Below are 15,975 nucleotides of genomic sequence, written 5' to 3' on the forward strand. Positions count from 1 at the left end.
GTTTACCCCTGAGTTTCGGGCCCGGGGACGCAGCTGACTGCGCGTGAACGGCCCTAGGTCGACGTGTGGCGATTGCCGGGTCCGCAAGGGGCCGAAATTTCGGCCCTTTCTCGACATCAACCCCGAGTTTCAGGCCCCTGGAGACATCAACTCTCGATGGTCGCGCTGATCCCCGACGGCGCCGGCTCGCCCGGTCCTTGCAGGTCCACCCGACGCGCGCCACAGCTACAGCGCACGTAGAGCACGGTGCCCATCGTGGTGCCGTGGCGGGACTCGACATGCCAGCCGTGCTCGTGCTGAGTGAGTGGCTGATTGATCTGGATCATGGCTGGTGTGGTGGTCATGGAGCAATCCTGATGTAATGCCCTTATGCATCTCAACCCTTACGGCGAGTATGCGGTGGTGTTGGCTGCTTCTCTCGCCAATGACTGGCCTGCAGACCGCGCCGGTATCGAGGCCCGGACGCGGGAGTTCGGCATGACCCAGCCGTTCCCGGAAGCCCCGGACGACCACGCCCGGACCCGGCTCGTGATCGATGAGTGGCTGGAGGTCGTGGACGCTCCGGACGAGGACAGCCGCGCCTCCACCCTGAATGCTCAGATGGCCGCTGTGACCGCCTACCCTCGCCTGACCGACCACGACGACGAGGGGTGGCATCTGCACTACCGCGACGACGGCAACTCCTTGCCGCATGTGCTGGCGGCCGTGATCAGCGTGGGCACCGCCCTGCACCTGACCACCCGCGGCATGCATCGTTTGCGCCGATGCGCGGCGGGGGAGGGCCCGGGAGACCCGTGCTCCGCCGTCGTGGTGGACGTGACGCGCAACGGCAGACAACGCTACTGCTCGGTACGGTGCGCGAACCGCGCCGCGGTGCGACGGCACCGGGCGCGACTCGCCTGAGGTGATTCGGCCCGCCCGGGGACCTGGAGCGACGGCGGCATCCCGGCTGGGTCGAGACTGTGGTGAGCCCGGAGATGACGGTCGTGCTCGGTGGCCCGTCGTTGGATCACACCTGTGCGTGCGCGATTCAGCGGTGCCCTACCAGGCAGCGAGTACCAGGGCACCGGTGAGGAGCAGGTAGATGCCGAGCCAGACCGCTGTCGATGGCTGCGGCCGCCGGTAGTAGGCGACGGCGCGTTCTTTGAGCGGCGAGTGGTAGCGCGTTCTCGCCACCCACCAGAGCAGCAGGTGCCAGATCAGCGCGGCGCAGATCGGCTGACCGATCCCGATGACGACCGCGGCGACCGTCCGCCACGACTCGTCCGGGACGATCCGGGAGATCCCGAAGGCGATGGCGGCCAGCGGTGCGAAGCCGAGGACGAAGCCGAGGAACCCGGGAAGGAGTTGACTGCCGACGAAGCCGGCCCGGGTGAACCGGCGCAGGGTGTAGTCGAAGACAGGCATGGGCCCCGCGCCCGACCAGGTGCTGCCCCGGCGGACCGAGGCCGTCGCTTCGTCCTCCATGGGCATCCCCGAGGCCTCGAACACTTTGATGACATGCTCGACCGGATCGGCATCGGCCAGACCCCGGCGAGTGGCTCGGATGCTCAGCAGCAGGGGGAGCCCACCGATCGCGATGGCCGCCACCATGGCCGCCGCCCAGGGAAGGGGGACGTTCGCACCGATCTCGCCCAGGTAGATCCCGTTCAGGGTGAGCAGCGCGAGCACCAGTACCACGATCCACACGGTCCGCAGCGTCCGCGCCCAGCGCGGGATGCCGTGGAAGTCGTGCCGGACCGGCCCGTAGGTGAGCGACTTCGGAGTCGGTGGCATCTCGAAGACACGCAGCCGTGCCCTCTGGTCGCCGCCGCGCTGGAGGATCTCCCCCTCACCCGCGACGGTGGTGATCGTGCCGTGTGCGCCGGTCACCTCCACCGCACCTGGACCGCCGCGGACCGTGACGACTTCCCGCTTGAAGCGGCCGGCACTCACATAGGCTCGCGCCGTCTGCTCGCGATACTCGTGGACCTGATAGGGCTGGTTCGTCATCGCACGTTCCGGGTCGGGTAGTTCCGACGGTATCCGAGTTCTGATGGTGGCGGGCCATATCGTCCCCGGGCGACGGGGTGATAGCCGAGGTCTCCCTTCCGGTGCTGGAGCGACGACACCGGGCGCAGCCGGGCTCAGGGCAGGGGAGCGGCAGGGCGAAGGTCAGTACGGGAGAAGTCGTCGCCCTTGAACAGGAGGGGTTCACCGGTACGCGCGGCGAGGGCGTAGCTGAAACAGTCGCCGAAGTTCAACCGAGCTGGATGCCCTGAACCACGCCCGTAGTCGCGGGCCGCCTGGCGTGCCGTCTTGGCGTCCTCCGCCGTGACGTCCACGACAGTGATGTCGAGCGTGTCGAGCACTTCATCGAGCCTGCGCCCAAGGACGGGATCACCGATCCGGTCGGTGACGATGGCGAGTTCGAGGTAGTTCGCGGCCGAAAGGTAGGCGTGCTCGGCCGCTACAAGGGCTTCCCGGAAGGCAGATTCTTCCTCCTCGCCTTGCAGGATCGCGACGATCGCTGAGGTGTCGACGATCATCGGGGAAGCCCCTGATCGTCGTAGAGATCGTCAGTCGAGAGGGAGGCGCCCGCCGCGTGCAGGCGGGTGCGCACGTCGTGGAGCAGGAAGTCCAGATCTGCGGATCTCGCCGCTGCCGTTGTCGCGTCGAAGCTGCTGAGGTACTGCTCCAGGGCGGCCTCGATCGCGCTTGTCTGGCTCGTGCCAGCCCGCCGTGCTGCCTCGCGTGCTAGTTCATGCACCCGTTCATTCTTGATGTTCAGGCTCATCGGTCACCCCTTCTACCATGGTAGAAAACCATTCCACAATGGTAGAACGGGTCGTGCCTCTCGTCTACACAGGCCGCTCGGCAGCTGGCGCCGAGAACACTTCATCTATCCCCTCCCACGCGGCCTCCCGCACGAACACCGGCACCCTGTCGCGCCGGGTGACGTCGGCATCCACCGTCGCTGCGCCGTCGTGGGCTTGCCCGGACCACACGTCCACCCACGCCCCCTCCGGCAGGTATACCGGCCAGGTGCGCGCACCCGGCTCCAACACCGGTGCTACCAGCAGGTCGTCCCCGAGCAGCCACTGCACCGGGTGCTCCCACACGTTCCGGTCGCCCGGGTGGTCGAAGTACAGCGGTCGCATCAGCGGCCGAGACGTCGCCACCGTCTGTCGCGCTGAGGCGGCCAGGTAAGGCACCAGCCGCTCCCGCAGCTCCACCAGTGCCCGCACCTCGGAGATCACACGGGAGTCCCCGGTGCGCTCGGCGATGTTCCAGGGGGTGCGGTCCACCGACGGGGTGCGGTGGTGATTGAACTCGGAGTGGTATTGCATGATCGGCACGAACACGCTCGCTGCCATCGCCCGCACGTACAGCTCCGGTTCCGGGATCGGCCCGGAGAACCCGGCGATGTCCCAGCCCCAGTAGACGATCCCGCACGCCGCGGCGCTCAGCCCGGCCAGCATCGACCACCGGAACGCCTCCCAAGTGGAGTTCTCGTCTCCCGCCCAGAACGCGCCGTGGGCCTGCGAGCCGGTGAATCCGGCCCGGCTGAATGTCACCGGCGCCTTCCCGCACGATTCGAGCAGCCGTCCATAGGCGGCCGCGTACCCGGTCGCGAAGGTGTTGTTCCCCTCGTCCCCGCGGCGGCCGTCCAGGTACACGAGATCCGACCCCCAGGCGTGCTCACCGCCGTCGGTCTTGAACCCGTCGATCCCCACCTCCTCCACCAGGTACCGGCGCTTGGCCGTCCACCAGTCGGCGGCCCGCTCGTCGGTGAGGTCCGGCATCAGCCCGAGCGGGAACCACCAGCCACGGTTGCGATACGGCCGCAGGGTCCCGTCCGGCGCTTCCTCCTGGACCAGGACATCCGCCTCGATCGCCGCCCGGGCGTCCGCCTTCGCCTGACCGACCGGGTGCGGGCGCATCTTGATCAGCGGGATCTGCCACAGGTGCACCCGCACGTCTTGGGCGTGCAGGGAGTCGACCATGCCCTTCGGGTCCGGCCAGGCGCCGTCCGCTGGGAAGGTGAAGTCGACCAGACGCATCGGCCTGCCGTCCTCGTGCACCTCGTACTCGGCATCCCGGAAGGCGGTGAACGTCTGCTCGTCGCTCCATGCCTCGATCACCACGTTGCCCACCGGGATCCGGTGCTCGCGATGCAACGCCAGTTGCCGCTCAACCTCAGCCTGAGTGTTCCACTCGTTGCCGCTGGCCCACAGCCTGAACACCCAGTCCGGCAGTTCGGTCGGGCGTCCCACCTCGGTCAGGAAGGCATCCAGGACGGCGGCCGGCTCGCCCGCGTAGGTCGCCACACCCAGCAACGGCGTGGTCCTCGACGGCGCATCCACCTCCGCAGTGATAGTGAGCCGGTCCGGGCTCGCCTCACCGATGTCGAACCACACCCGGCGTGAGGTCTGCACATGAAAACCCCAGCCCGCACCGCCTACGACGTGCGCGAACGGCATCGGCAGGTAGGTGCGCCGGTGCGCGCCCTGGCTCTTGTACTGCTCGAACACCACCGAATCCAACGACGCGCCACGGTGGTCGAGGGCGTCGTAGCGCTCCCCGAACCCGGTCACGTGCTCGCCGGGTGCGAGCGGCAGGGCGAAGCGCACCTGGTGCACCCGTTCGCCGTCGTCGAGCACCTGGGTACCGGGGAGGCTCCCGACGGCGGCCCCCGCCAGGTCCAGCACGTCGCCCGCGGTGTCGCGCCAGGTGGCCACCCGGCACGTGTAGTGCCGGGTTCTCTGATCCTCGCCCGCGGTGTGCCCGACGAAGCGGTAACGCAGTGTGCTTCCGGCGGCCGGTGCGGTGATCTCGGTCTGCCACCCGCCCGCCTGGCGGGCCTGGCGTGCCTGCGCGGAGGCGAGGTGGCCGCCGTCGGTGGACTGCCCACGAGAGGACCGGGTCACCGGTGCCAGCGCCACCGTGGTGACCGGTCCGTCGTCGATCTGGCACTCCAGGTCCACGGCGGTGACCTCGGCGGAGGTACGCACGCCCAGACGCAGTGACTCCCCAGCCACCGGCTGCACGGGCGAGCGTTGTTCGGTGTCGTGAGCGTAGGGGTGCCCGGAGCCGAGTGGCCGGTGCCGGATCATGTGTTCTCCTCCTTCAGCTCCGCCGCCAGGCGAAGCACCATCGCGTGGGACCACAGCAGCGGTGTTGCCACCGGTCCCCAGCGGTCGATCCATTCGGTGCGGTAGTGCGGTGCGAGCAGGTGCCCGTCCACCTGCTCGGGTAACAGGCCGTCCGTTGTCGCGGTGCCGGCCGCCCAGTCGAGCAGCTCGCCAGCCCGTGCGGTGTTCCCGGCGCGTGCGTGCGCGAGGCCGAGGAAGCAGGACAGCAACGGCCACCGGCCGCCGCCGTAAAAGGTGTCGGCCCGGAAGCGGTACACACCGCCGTCGGTGCACAGCTGCTCCTCGATCGCGGCGATCGTGGCCGCGGCGAGCTCGGACTCCGGCTCGATCACCCCGAGCGGACCGATCAGCGCTGCCAGACTGGCGTCCACGGCGTCGGTGCCGAGCCACTTGGTCAGGTGCCCGTGGGCGACCCCGCGGCTGGTGATCACGTCCATGGCCGCCTTCGCCCCATCGCGAGCAGCATCAGCCCGTGTGCCAGTCACCAGGCCCGAGTCGGCAGCCGCGCGCAGGCCGGCCACGATGCACCCCAGGGTGGAGACGTGCACCTGCTCGGCGTGCTCCTCCCACCAGTCGTAGCAGGGCCGCTGCCACGAGCTGAGTAGGTAGTCCACGGTGAGTTCGGCAGCCGACCGCCACCGCGTGACGTCGAGTCCGTGCCGTGCGGCGTGCTCGGCGGCGGCCCACAGCCAGGTGCCGTACCCGTCGAGCTGGAAGTCCCACCATTCGTCTGCCCCGGGGGTGCCGGCCATCGTGAAGCGCGTCGGCAGCATCTGCTCCTGCGGCACCGGCTCACCGGCCGCGTCGGCCGCGACCACCCGCTCGATCGGCGTGCGATGGGCCTTGACCACCCGGGCGCACCAGTCCAGGAACGCCGAAGGTGAGGCGACCTCCCCGGTGGAAGAGACGCCGTCGGCGATGAACGCTCCGTCCCGGAACCAGCAGTACCCGCGGTAGGCGGAGAACGTGGGGCTTGCCGGGTAGGCGCCGCTCGGTTCCTGCAGGGAGGTGATGAGGTCGCGGGACGTCTCCAGCAGCGGGGCATGGGCAGTGGTGGTCATCAGCATGTCTCCACGGGGTCGCCGGGTGCCCTCGCGGGAGTGGAGGGCACCCGGCGTCGGGTCGGTACGGGCGGGATCAGCCGAGGAGGGCGTTCACGCGTTCCTCGGCCGAGGCGAGCGCCTCCTCGACGCTCTTACGCCCGGCTGCGGCCTCGGTGAGCTCTTCGGTGACGATGTCCTGCATCTCGGCCTGCCCGTCGCCGATGGAGGGGGCGAGTGCCACCTGCTCGAGGGAGTCGAACACGGCCTGCCGGTTCGCCGGGTTGTCCTGCTGGAGGTAGGTGTCCAGCTGGGCCTGATCGGCGATCGGGGGCAGCTCCCAGCCGGACTCCAGGCGCACGTCCACGGTGGTCGGTGAGCTGGTGAGGAACTGGGCGAACTCCGCGGCAGCGGCCTGGTTCTCGGACGAGGCCGAGACGCCCACGGCGTTCGAGAACAGGGCACTCGCCTGCTGGGCGTCACCCGGCTCGACGGCGATATCCCAGGCGAAGTCGGCTTCGGCGAGGGCGCCGAACATCCAGATGCCCGTGTGCCACATCGCCAGCTCGCCGCCCGCGAACAGCCCGCTGTCGAAGTCGGGTGTGCCAGCGCCCTGCTCCGCCGTGGGCATCGTGGTGCCGGACTTGTTCACGAGCCACTCGGCCGCCGCGATTCCTTCGGGCGAGTTGAAGGCGACCGCGGTGCCGTCCTCAGTCAAGAACTGCCCACCGGCCTGCGCCACGGTCTTGTAGTACTCGTGGTAGCTGATCGGCTGGTAGTCGCCCCACACCCCGGCATCGGCGTCGGTGAGCGCCTCGGCGGCCGCTCGTTCGTCCTCCCACGTCCAGTCCGCGGTGGGGTACTCCAGGCCGGCGGCGTCGAACAGGTCCTTGTTGTAGAACAGCACCACGTTCGAGAACGAGCTCGGCAGGGCGTACTGCGTGCCGTCGGTGGCGTATGCCTCGGCGAGGGAGGTCTGATAGACGCTCGTGTCGACGTCCTCCAGCGGGGCGAGCACCCCGCTGGCCTGGTAGGAGGCGTAGTTCGCGAACTCGATATCGAACACGTCGGCCACGGTGCCGCCGGCCAGGTCGGTCTGCAGCGCCGTGAAGTAGTCCGCGTAGGGGAGTGTGGTCACCTCGACCGTGATGTTCTCGTGCTCGGCCTGGAACGCTTCGACGATGGTGTCGAGGTTCTCCTCGTTGCCGCCGGCGGAGATGAAGTTGGTGTAGGTGATGGTGACCGGGCCGGCGTCGGTGGCCGGCTCGGTCGTGGCGTCATCCGGATCGCCGGTGCTGCCTGAAACGCAGGCGGTCAGGGTCAGGCCGAGCGCGGCAGCGATGCCGGCGCCAGCCATCCAGCGGGTGCGGGTCATGAGGATCTCCTTCGATTCTTCTGGGTGAGTCAGGGTTCGGGATGTCACTTCAGTCCGGTGCCCGCGACGCCTTGGATGACGTACTTCTGAGCGAACAGGTAGAGGGCGAGCATGGGGAGGACGCTGACGACGGAGCCGGCCATCATCACGTCCCACTGGGTGGTGTACTGCCCCTGCAGGCCGGCGAGGGCCAGCGGCAAGGTTTGTAGGTGCTCCGAGCGAAGGATGATCAGCGGCCACAGGAAGCCGTTCCAGCTGCTCATGAACGCGAAGACCGCCAGGCTCGCCAGGGCGGGCCCCACGAGGGGGAGGATGAGGCGGGCGAAGATACGGAAGTGTCCGGCGCCGTCGATGGTGGCGGCCTCGTCGAGCTCACGGGGCACCGAGTTCATCGCCTGGCGCAGCAAGAACACCCCGAACGCACTGGCCACCCCGGGCAGCAGCACGCCGAGGTAGGTGTCCACCAGGCCGAGGCTGCGCATCTGCACGAACAACGGCACGATCAGCACCTGGATCGGGATCATCATCGTGGCCAGGTACAGCCCGAAGACCACGCCCCGCCCCGGGAAGGCCAGCCTGCTGAAGGCGTAGCCAGCCAGGGAGCTCGTGACCAGCTGAAGGGTCGTCGTCGTGATGGCCAGACCGAGGGAGTTGGCGATCACGCGGGCGAACGGGGTGTTCGCGAACAGCTCGCGGTAGGCCGCCAGGGTCGGGTCGTCCGGGATGAGCTGCGGGGTGGCGTCCAGTCCGGCACCGGACGAGAGCGAGGTACTGACCGTCCATGCGAACGGGAAGAACATCACCAGTGCGCCGAGGGCCACCACGGCGGTCAGCAGGATGCGGCGGATGCGCTCAGGCATAGGTCACCCACCTGCGCTGTCCGATCAGCTGGATCACCGTTACGGCGAGCACCAGCAGGAACAGCAGCCAGGACAGCGCCGAGGCCTCTCCGGCCGAGCTGTACCGGAACGTCAGGTCGTAGATCTGCTGCACCACCACGGTGCTGGAGCCGGCCGGCCCGCCCCCGGTCATCGCATAGACCTGGTCGAACACCTGGAAGCCGTTGATCAGCGAGATGACCACGACGAAGAAAGTGGAGGGGGATAGCAGCGGCAGGGTGATGTTCAGCAGCCGCCGGAATCGCCCGGCGCCGTCGATCATGGCCGCTTCCTGCACATCGGTGGGGATCGCCTGCAGCCCCGCGAGCAGGATGATCATGACGAACCCGAGGTCCTTCCACGCCGAGGCGAGGATGATCGAGGGCATCGCCCAATACGGGTCGGTCCACCAGCCGGGCCCATCGATCCCCAGCCCGCCGAGCATCGCGTTCACCACGCCCACCGACGGGTTCAGCAGCCACCGCCACACCAGCGCCACCACGATCCAGCTGGTCACCACCGGCAGGAAGTAGATCCCGCGGAGCAGGTTCCGGGCCGGGATGAGACTGTTCAGGGCCAGCGCCAGGGCGAGCCCGCCGATGTAGACCAGCGGCAGATATCCGACGACGTAGTACAGCGTGTTCGCGAACACTCGGCGGGTGGCGTCATCAGTGAGCAGGGTGGCGTAGTTCTCCAGTCCGACCCACTCCATCACCCCGATCAGGTTCCACGAGTGCAGGCTTGTCCAGAAGGCGCCGATCATCGGGTAGATCGTGAATGCCAGCAGCGGCAGGGCGCTGGGCAGCAGGAACGCCAGCACGGTCAGGGTGTAGCGCAGCCGGCTGCCGCGCCTGGTGCGCCGAGGCGGCGGGAGTGGGCGCGTGGTGCGCGAGATCCCGACGGCGGAGGGTGCAGTCATCGCCTCACGCTCCGTTCCCGGCGGGGCTGGCTGTGCTTGTTGCGCCGGCAGGTGTCTCGCCGATGGCGAGGCGCTCGCGGACGAGGCGACCCTGCTCACCGGAACGGCCGACGGCGTCGAATGGGGTGGACAGCACCAGGGCTGCGGCACCCTGGGCCCACCGGTCGTCCTGCCACGTCTCGACCGTGACGGGCACGTGCCGGGTGTGCGGGATGAGCGCGGCGCGGAAGGCGGGTTCGAATCCGGCCTGCCAATGAGTCCAGGCGGTGACGCCTTCGCCGAGCACGATCACGGCCTCCGGGTCGAGCAGGTTGACGACCCCGGCGAGGGTGCGGCCGAGGTGGGTTCCGGCGCTGCGGTAGATGTCCACGGCGATCGGGTCGCCGGAGTCGGCGCTGGCGCGCAGGGCATCGATCTCGGCGCCCGCGGGCAGCAGCCCGGCGGTGGCGGCCTGGCGCAGCAGGGCGCGTTCGCTGATCAGGGTCTCCAGGCAGCCGGTGCTCCCGCACACGCATGCAGGCCCGTCGGTCAGGACGGGCATGTGGCCCAGTTCGCCGGCACCTCCGCGCCAGCCGCGCAGCACGTCGCCGTCGGTGATGAGGCCGGCACCGATGCCGGTGCCGATGGTGACCACGAGGGCATGCCCCAGCCCGCGGCCGCTGCCGTAGAGCGCCTCGGCCATGGCGAGGGCGTTGACGTTGTTCTCCACCAGGACGGGAAGATCCACCGCGCGGCGAAGCGTCTCTCCGACCGGTACGCGCATCCAGCCGAGCTGGGTGGAGTCCACGGTGCCCGCGTCCTGCTCGTCGACGGTGCCGGGTACGCCGACGCCGATGCCGAGCAGCGGGCCGGGGGCGCACTCGGCGATGAACGACACGGTGATGCCGGCCAGGTCGCTGAGCGCCGTTCCGGCCGCTGCGTCATAGGGGCGCGTGGCGGACCGGTGGACGGTGCCGTCGATACCGACTTCGACGAGGGTGATGTGGTCGGCCACGACCTTGATCCCGATCGCGCGCCCGCTCTCGGCCGCCAGCCCGAGCAGCCGGGCCGGGCGTCCGCCCTGGGAGGGGGAGTGGTCCAGCTCGGTGAGCAGACCGTCGGTGATGAGCCGCTTGGTCGCTCCGGTGATGAGCGCGGGGGAGACGCTCAGTGCGCGGGCCAGTTCAGCACGGGACGTGGGTCCGTGTGCGCCAATGTGTGCGAGCACCGCTGAGCGGGTCACATCGGTGCGTGCCGCCGTCCGAGCCAATCTTCACTCCTTTGTTAAGTGGTGAAGAAAGAGTAGACAGATGTCTGCGGTGTGGTCAAGCGGTGGGGGTGGTGGACGGGCGAGGGCTCGTCGATCAGAGTTTCAGAGCGCCCAGGTCCGAGCCGGTGCTGGGCTCAGGGGCTCAGGCGTCCGCGGACCCCTCGCGATAGATCTTTGCGCGGGCGATCCGGCCGTCCCGCAGGTCGAAGATGGCAACCAAGGCGGCCTGCCTGTGCTGGCCGTCATGAGTCCAGGTCTCGGTGAGCTCAGCGGCCACCACGCCTGCGCCGTCGATGATCCGATGCAGCTCTAGGTGGGGAGTCAGTCCGGCCATCGCGGTGGCGAAGAACTCCCGGAGGGTCCCGGGCGGCACCTCGTGGTCACCGGTGACCCACGTGGCGTCGGGGTGGAGATCGGCCATGAGGGCGTCGACATCGCCGCTGTTGAAGGCGTTCAGGTGGCGACGGATCAGGTCGGCGGACGACATGAGGCCAGCCTAGGGTCGATCTGAGGGGTGTGCTTCGCACATGCGCGGCGACCCGACTGCTGCACCCAAATGAGGTGCTATGCGGTTGCGAGCAGTCAGCACGTGACTGCTCATCACCGCGCAGTGAGTTGTCAACGGCACTGCCCGCCGATTCCGCAGCCCAGCGCTCAGCGATCTCACACCATGCCCAGGTCTTGCACTCATGGCACTGTCACACTCCGGCCCTCTCCTCCGACACGTCAGGTGTCACCACCACGTGGCACCAACAATGAGAGGAACTGCCATGACCCGTCTCGACCTGGCGCGGACGAACAAGCTCGGCTACGCGGCTGTGATCGGCCTGGAAGGCTATGCCCGTAGGGCCGTCGACCCGGTGCTCTATGACCTCATCAAACTGCGCGCCTCGGTCCTGAACGGCTGCGGCTACTGCGTCGACATGCATGCCACCGACGGCCGCCAGCGCTCGATCCCGCTCCGCAAGCTCTTCGCCGTGTCCGCCTGGCAGCACTCACCCACCTTGTTCGACGACCGTGAGCGAGCAGCGCTCGCCTTGACGGACGCCGTGACCCGCTTGGGTCCGGACACGGTCACCGATGAGATCTGGGCGGATGCGGCCGCGCACTTCGATGAGGGTGAGCTCGGTGGGATCGTCTTCGCCATCGCCACCATCAACGTCTGGAACCGGCTCGCCATCGCCACCGAGATGGCACCTCCGGTGGATGCCAAGCACCCGGTGGAATGAGCCCGGTAGGTGCGCAGTACCGTGGCCCGCATGACCCATGCCTCGCCGGCCGCCGACGCATGGAGCCGTGAGCAGCACCGCCTGACAGGCATCGCCTACCGGATGCTTGGGGACTACGGTCTCGCGGAGGACGTCGTGTCCGAGGTGGGACTGGCGGCGGTCCGCGCGGAACGGGAGGGTACGGTCCGCATCTGGCCGGCGTGGCTGACCACCGTGTGTGTACGCCGATCGATCGACCGTCTCCGGCAGGTCGTCTCCACGCGGGAGGATTATGCCGGCCCGTGGCTGCCGGAACCGGTCGCCACGGACCGGCTGCCGGAGGACGTCGTCGCCGACCGGGAGTTGCTCTCGATCGCGCTGCTGCACATGGCCGAGCAGCTCAGCCCGGAAGCGCGCGCGGCGCTCGTGCTGCACCGTGGGATGGGTATGAGCGCCGTCGAGATCGCCGAGATCCTTCAGCGAAGCCCCGCCGCGGTCCGACAGCTCATCTCCCGCGCCGAGCGCCGGCTGCAGATCGATTCCCGCGCGAGCATTCCGCCTGCTGCCACACCGGGTGTCCTGGCCGAGCTCGTCCAGGCGATCGAGACCGGGGAGATCGACCAGATCCTGCACCTGCTGACCGACGATGCGATTCTCTGGACCGACGGTGGCGGCCGGGTGCGTGCCGCACTGAATCCGATCTACGGTGCCGAGCGGATCGCCCGGTTCATGGCCGGGGTGTTCGCGAAGGCCACGGCTGGGCGCCCACCCCCGCAGGCGAGCGTGACGGTCCTGGACGTGAACGGCGAATCCGCCCTCGACGTGCGGCTGGGGCCGCGCCGTGATCTGGTGGCGGTCGATCTCGATGCCGCGGGCAGGATCCGGGCGATACGCCAGATCGCCAACCCGGACAAGCTCACCCGCGTTCCGGTGTGAGCTGCACGGCCTGTTCTGACCAACAACTGCGGGACGGCCTGGATGGTTTCTGGCAACCCATGGTCGCTGTCGCGCCGTGACGCGAAGGGCGTTCCACTCGACGGACCTTTTCCACAAGCACGCCCGTGAGATCCGTTTTCTCGCTAGCGTGTGGGGACGTCATCGATGCCGGCGGGAGCGTAAAGGGGGAGTGATGGCGAACGGGACGGCGTTGCTGGAGTCCGAGGTGCGCGAACTGATCCGGCGTCGAGGACTCGACCCGGCCGCAGATGATGCCGATCTGCGCACACTCATCGCCGATGCTGTCGCAGACTACGAGGACCGGTCCCTGCGCGGGTTGGTCCCGCGGCTGGCCGACCTGGAGCTGACATCCAAGCAACTCCACGACGCGATCTCAGGACTGGGTCCGCTGCAGCGCTACCTCGACGACCCAGAGGTCGAGGAGATCTGGATCAACGGCCCCAACCAGGTCTTCGTGGCCCGGCGTGGGCGCCCCGAGCTGACGACCACTCTCCTCACCGAGGAGGAGGTGCGCGATCTGGTCGAGCGCATGTTGCGCACGTCTGGGCGTCGACTGGATCTGAGTACCCCGTTCGTGGATGCGAGTCTGCCTGGTGGCGAGCGCCTGCACGTCGTGATCCCGGATGTCACCCGGCGTCATTGGGCGGTCAACATCCGCAAGTTCCTGGTCCGGGCTCGACGCGTGACCGATCTGGTCGGACTCGGGTCGCTGACGGACGAGGCCGCCGCGTTCCTGCACGCATCCGTGGCCAGCGGGCTGAACGTGCTCGTCAGCGGGGCGACCCAGTCTGGGAAGACCACCATGATCAACGCGCTCGGCGGGTCGATCCCAGCGAACGAGCACGTGATCACCTGCGAAGAGGTATTCGAGCTGCAGCTCGCAGGTCGAGATGTGGTCTCGCTGCAGTGCCGACAGCCTAATCTCGAGGGCACCGGCGAGATCCCGCTACGGCGCCTCGTGAAAGAGGCGCTGCGCATGCGTCCGGACCGGCTCATTATCGGTGAGGTTCGCGAGGCCGAGTCTCTTGACATGTTGATCGCGCTGAATGCGGGTATCCCTGGCGCGTGCACGATCCACGCCAACTCGGCCCGGGACGCCGTGGTGAAGATGTGTACCTTGCCCTTGCTGGCCGGAGAGAACGTCTCGGACCGGTTCGTAGTGCCGACTGTCGCGGCAGCGTTCGACCTGGTGATCCACCTCGACCTCGACCACACCGGGCGGCGGCAGGTGAGTGAGATCGTGGCACTGTCCGGTCGTGTGGAGCAGGGTGTGGTGGAGGTGTCCACCGTCTTCGAACGTCATGGGGGTGACCTGGTCCGCGGCGACGGATTCCCGCCGCACCCCGAGCGCTTCGCGCGCGCAGGCTTCGACCTCACCGAGATGCTGGCGAGGCGTTGAGGCGATGGGGACCGTAGCCGGACTGCTGCTCGGCGCTGGGTTGCTCTGCATCTGGTGGTCGTGCTGGCCACGCGAGCAGCGATCACCGTCAGCACGGACCAGCCGCGCGCAGGATCTCCTCGTCCAGGCGGGGATGCCGGGAGTCAGTCCGGGAGGTCTGGTTGCCGTCTCGGTGGCACTGGCCCTGGTGGTGCTCGGCGTCGTCTACGTCTTGACGACGTCCCTTCCAATCGCCGCCGCGTTCGCCGTTCTGGCCGGTCTGGGTCCGCAGGCTTATGTGCGTGCCCGGGCCCGACGGCGCAGGGTCGCCTTGCGGGAACTGTGGCCCGACGTCGTGGATGACCTCTCGTCGGCCATCCGAGCTGGCATGAGTCTGCCGGAGGCGCTGATCAGCCTGGCTGACCGGGGCCCGGAACAATTGCGCGGCGAGTTCACATCCTTCGCCGAGGACTACCGGGCCACAGGCCGCTTCACCGACTCCCTGGACCGGTTGAAAGCACGCCTGGCCGACCCGGTTGCGGATCGGCTCATCGAGGCGCTGCGCTTGACACGCGAGGTTGGCGGTACCGACCTGGGGCGCCTGTTGCGCACCCTGTCGCAGTTCCTACGCGAAGATCTCCGGGCACGCGGTGAGCTGGAGGCGCGGCAGTCCTGGACCGTCAACGGTGCCCGGCTCGCCGCAGCATCGCCGTGGCTGATCCTCGCCATGCTCAGCACCAGGCCGCAGACGACCGACGCCTTCAGTTCCCCTGCCGGCGCCATGGTCCTGTTGCTCGGCGGGCTTGCATGTGCAGGCGCCTACCTGCTGATGGTGCGCATCGGCCGGCTCCCCGAGGACGAACGGGTGATGCGGTGATGTTCGGACACCTCTCACTGACCGGGGCGGGCATCGGCATGATGTTCGGCCTGGGTTGCTGCCTGGTGCTGTGGCGCCTCGCCGCGCGGCAAGTACGGCTCATCGACCGGGTCTCGCCCTACCTGCGCGACCAGGTGGGCACCTCTCGCCTGCTCGAAGCCCCGGCGACTCACACGCCCTTCCCCACTGTGGAACGCATGCTCCGCCCAGTGATCGGCGATGCCGCGGCCTTCTTCGAACGTCTCGGGAGTACGACGATCAGTATCCGGCGCCGTCTCGTGCGGGCCGGTTATCCAATGACGGTGGAGCAGTTCCGCACCGAGCAGGTGATCTGGTGCGCGCTGGGACTTGCTGCGGGACTGCTGTTCTCCTTCGTGCTGGCCGCCGCCCGAGGAACATCGGTTGCCGCGTTGGTGGTGCTCGTCGCTCTCGCCGGTCTAGCCGGCGTCCTCGCCCGCGACTACATGCTCACCCGCCAGGTTCAGGCTCGTGAGAAGCGCATCGTGACCGAGTTCCCCACGATCGCCGAGCTCCTTGCGCTGGCGGTGGGTGCTGGAGAAGCGCCGGTGGCAGCTCTCGATCGGGTGGCGCGAACTACTCGCGGTGAGCTGTCCGGTGAGCTGACCCGCACGCTCGCCGACGTCCGTTCCGGGCGCAGCCTCACCGACGCGCTCGAGGGGCTGTCGCAACGGACGGACCTGCCGGGTATCGCGCGGTTCGCCGAAGGCGTGGCGACGGCGGTCGACCGGGGAACGCCGCTGGCCGATGTTCTCAGAGCCCAAGCCCAGGACGCCCGCCGGGTGGGGCACCGAGCACTGATGGAGGAGGGCGGCAAGAGGGAGATCGCGATGATGGTGCCGGTGGTCTTCCTGTTGCTGCCCATCTCGGTGGTGTTCGCCGTGTTCCCAGGCTTGGCGGTGCTCTCCCTATGACCCGCACGACACCGATCCGAGACGACG

General features: G+C 68.6%; 17 protein-coding genes. 6 read left to right on the forward strand and 11 right to left on the reverse strand.

Features of this window, described 5'->3' with window-relative positions; all coding sequences use genetic code 11:
- Nucleotides 1-146: 146 nt before the first annotated feature.
- On the reverse strand, nucleotides 147-344 hold the full coding sequence (locus tag IM660_RS06155) for a hypothetical protein (RefSeq protein WP_210769086.1): 198 nt from the start codon (nucleotides 342-344) through the stop codon (nucleotides 147-149).
- 25 nt (nucleotides 345-369) lie between these two features.
- Here IM660_RS06155 and IM660_RS06160 point away from each other — a divergent pair, with 25 nt between their 5' ends.
- Nucleotides 370-903 (forward strand): CGNR zinc finger domain-containing protein, encoded by a 534-nt coding sequence (locus IM660_RS06160; protein ID WP_193498498.1) that lies wholly within the window; start codon nucleotides 370-372, stop codon nucleotides 901-903.
- 138 nt (nucleotides 904-1,041) lie between these two features.
- On the opposite strand, the gene IM660_RS06165 is transcribed toward IM660_RS06160, so the two are convergent.
- The 10 genes from IM660_RS06165 to IM660_RS06210 form a co-directional block, all read right to left on the reverse strand.
- Entirely contained in the window at nucleotides 1,042-1,992 is a 951-nt protein-coding gene (locus IM660_RS06165) for a hypothetical protein (protein ID WP_193498499.1), read from the reverse strand.
- A gap of 134 nt (nucleotides 1,993-2,126) precedes the next feature.
- Nucleotides 2,127-2,528: a type II toxin-antitoxin system VapC family toxin gene (locus IM660_RS06170; protein ID WP_193498500.1), complete on the reverse strand. Its 402-nt coding sequence runs from the start codon at nucleotides 2,526-2,528 to the stop codon at nucleotides 2,127-2,129.
- Nucleotides 2,525-2,776: a type II toxin-antitoxin system VapB family antitoxin gene (locus IM660_RS06175; RefSeq protein WP_193498501.1), complete on the reverse strand. Its 252-nt coding sequence runs from the start codon at nucleotides 2,774-2,776 to the stop codon at nucleotides 2,525-2,527. Before IM660_RS06175 ends, IM660_RS06170 begins: the two co-directional genes overlap by 4 nt.
- A 64-nt stretch (nucleotides 2,777-2,840) precedes the next feature.
- A complete protein-coding gene (locus tag IM660_RS06180; RefSeq protein ID WP_193498502.1) occupies nucleotides 2,841-5,096 on the reverse strand; it encodes a glycoside hydrolase family 31 protein in 2,256 nt (751 codons plus the stop codon).
- Nucleotides 5,093-6,196, reverse strand: a complete 1,104-nt coding sequence (locus IM660_RS06185) for a glycoside hydrolase family 15 protein (protein WP_193498503.1) — start codon at nucleotides 6,194-6,196, stop codon at nucleotides 5,093-5,095. Before IM660_RS06185 ends, IM660_RS06180 begins: the two co-directional genes overlap by 4 nt.
- 76 nt (nucleotides 6,197-6,272) lie before the next feature.
- The gene (locus IM660_RS06190; RefSeq protein ID WP_210769087.1) at nucleotides 6,273-7,550 is read right to left on the reverse strand and encodes an ABC transporter substrate-binding protein; all 1,278 of its coding nucleotides are present in this window, start codon (nucleotides 7,548-7,550) and stop codon (nucleotides 6,273-6,275) included.
- Nucleotides 7,551-7,594: 44 nt separating this feature from the next.
- Nucleotides 7,595-8,410, reverse strand: coding sequence for a carbohydrate ABC transporter permease (locus IM660_RS06195; RefSeq protein WP_193498504.1), 816 nt, complete (start codon nucleotides 8,408-8,410; stop codon nucleotides 7,595-7,597).
- Nucleotides 8,403-9,347, reverse strand: coding sequence for a carbohydrate ABC transporter permease (locus IM660_RS06200; RefSeq protein ID WP_193498505.1), 945 nt, complete (start codon nucleotides 9,345-9,347; stop codon nucleotides 8,403-8,405). The genes IM660_RS06195 and IM660_RS06200 overlap by 8 nt, the downstream gene beginning before the upstream one ends.
- A gap of 4 nt (nucleotides 9,348-9,351) precedes the next feature.
- The gene (locus IM660_RS06205) at nucleotides 9,352-10,596 is read right to left on the reverse strand and encodes an ROK family transcriptional regulator (RefSeq protein ID WP_193498506.1); all 1,245 of its coding nucleotides are present in this window, start codon (nucleotides 10,594-10,596) and stop codon (nucleotides 9,352-9,354) included.
- 142 nt (nucleotides 10,597-10,738) lie between these two features.
- Complete coding sequence (locus tag IM660_RS06210) at nucleotides 10,739-11,083, reverse strand: nuclear transport factor 2 family protein (protein ID WP_193498507.1); 345 nt, start codon at nucleotides 11,081-11,083, stop codon at nucleotides 10,739-10,741.
- Nucleotides 11,084-11,366: 283 nt separating this feature from the next.
- On the opposite strand from IM660_RS06210, the gene IM660_RS06215 reads away from it, so the two are divergent.
- The 5 genes from IM660_RS06215 (at nucleotide 11,367) to IM660_RS06235 (ending at nucleotide 15,948) form a co-directional block, all read left to right on the forward strand.
- Nucleotides 11,367-11,825 (forward strand): carboxymuconolactone decarboxylase family protein, encoded by a 459-nt coding sequence (locus IM660_RS06215; protein ID WP_193498508.1) that lies wholly within the window; start codon nucleotides 11,367-11,369, stop codon nucleotides 11,823-11,825.
- Nucleotides 11,826-11,855: 30 nt separating this feature from the next.
- Nucleotides 11,856-12,740 carry a sigma-70 family RNA polymerase sigma factor gene (locus IM660_RS06220; protein ID WP_193498509.1) on the forward strand — a complete coding sequence of 295 codons (885 nt, stop codon included), beginning with the start codon at nucleotides 11,856-11,858 and terminating at the stop codon, nucleotides 12,738-12,740.
- A gap of 193 nt (nucleotides 12,741-12,933) precedes the next feature.
- Nucleotides 12,934-14,160, forward strand: a complete 1,227-nt coding sequence (locus IM660_RS06225; RefSeq protein WP_193498510.1) for a TadA family conjugal transfer-associated ATPase — start codon at nucleotides 12,934-12,936, stop codon at nucleotides 14,158-14,160.
- A 4-nt stretch (nucleotides 14,161-14,164) separates the two neighbouring features.
- Entirely contained in the window at nucleotides 14,165-15,016 is an 852-nt protein-coding gene (locus IM660_RS06230; RefSeq protein WP_193498511.1) for a type II secretion system F family protein, read from the forward strand.
- Nucleotides 15,016-15,948, forward strand: a complete 933-nt coding sequence (locus IM660_RS06235; RefSeq protein WP_193498512.1) for a type II secretion system F family protein — start codon at nucleotides 15,016-15,018, stop codon at nucleotides 15,946-15,948. Before IM660_RS06230 ends, IM660_RS06235 begins: the two co-directional genes overlap by 1 nt.
- Nucleotides 15,949-15,975 lie beyond the last annotated feature (27 nt).

Source organism: Ruania alkalisoli (assembly GCF_014960965.1).
In the GTDB taxonomy this organism is placed as follows: Bacteria; Actinomycetota; Actinomycetes; order Actinomycetales; family Beutenbergiaceae; genus Ruania; species Ruania alkalisoli.

Coding starts and splice junctions, on each gene's coding strand:
- IM660_RS06180 (WP_193498502.1), bottom strand. CDS start 5,096: ATGATCCGGCACCGGCCACTCGGCTCCGGGCACCCCTACGCTCACGAC.
- IM660_RS06165 (WP_193498499.1), bottom strand. CDS start 1,992: ATGACGAACCAGCCCTATCAGGTCCACGAGTATCGCGAGCAGACGGCG.
- IM660_RS06185 (WP_193498503.1), bottom strand. CDS start 6,196: ATGACCACCACTGCCCATGCCCCGCTGCTGGAGACGTCCCGCGACCTC.
- IM660_RS06195 (WP_193498504.1), bottom strand. CDS start 8,410: ATGCCTGAGCGCATCCGCCGCATCCTGCTGACCGCCGTGGTGGCCCTC.
- IM660_RS06210 (WP_193498507.1), bottom strand. CDS start 11,083: ATGTCGTCCGCCGACCTGATCCGTCGCCACCTGAACGCCTTCAACAGC.
- IM660_RS06215 (WP_193498508.1), top strand. CDS start 11,367: ATGACCCGTCTCGACCTGGCGCGGACGAACAAGCTCGGCTACGCGGCT.
- IM660_RS06175 (WP_193498501.1), bottom strand. CDS start 2,776: ATGAGCCTGAACATCAAGAATGAACGGGTGCATGAACTAGCACGCGAG.
- IM660_RS06235 (WP_193498512.1), top strand. CDS start 15,016: ATGTTCGGACACCTCTCACTGACCGGGGCGGGCATCGGCATGATGTTC.
- IM660_RS06170 (WP_193498500.1), bottom strand. CDS start 2,528: ATGATCGTCGACACCTCAGCGATCGTCGCGATCCTGCAAGGCGAGGAG.
- IM660_RS06160 (WP_193498498.1), top strand. CDS start 370: ATGCATCTCAACCCTTACGGCGAGTATGCGGTGGTGTTGGCTGCTTCT.
- IM660_RS06155 (WP_210769086.1), bottom strand. CDS start 344: ATGACCACCACACCAGCCATGATCCAGATCAATCAGCCACTCACTCAG.
- IM660_RS06225 (WP_193498510.1), top strand. CDS start 12,934: ATGGCGAACGGGACGGCGTTGCTGGAGTCCGAGGTGCGCGAACTGATC.
- IM660_RS06230 (WP_193498511.1), top strand. CDS start 14,165: ATGGGGACCGTAGCCGGACTGCTGCTCGGCGCTGGGTTGCTCTGCATC.
- IM660_RS06220 (WP_193498509.1), top strand. CDS start 11,856: ATGACCCATGCCTCGCCGGCCGCCGACGCATGGAGCCGTGAGCAGCAC.
- IM660_RS06190 (WP_210769087.1), bottom strand. CDS start 7,550: ATGACCCGCACCCGCTGGATGGCTGGCGCCGGCATCGCTGCCGCGCTC.
- IM660_RS06200 (WP_193498505.1), bottom strand. CDS start 9,347: ATGACTGCACCCTCCGCCGTCGGGATCTCGCGCACCACGCGCCCACTC.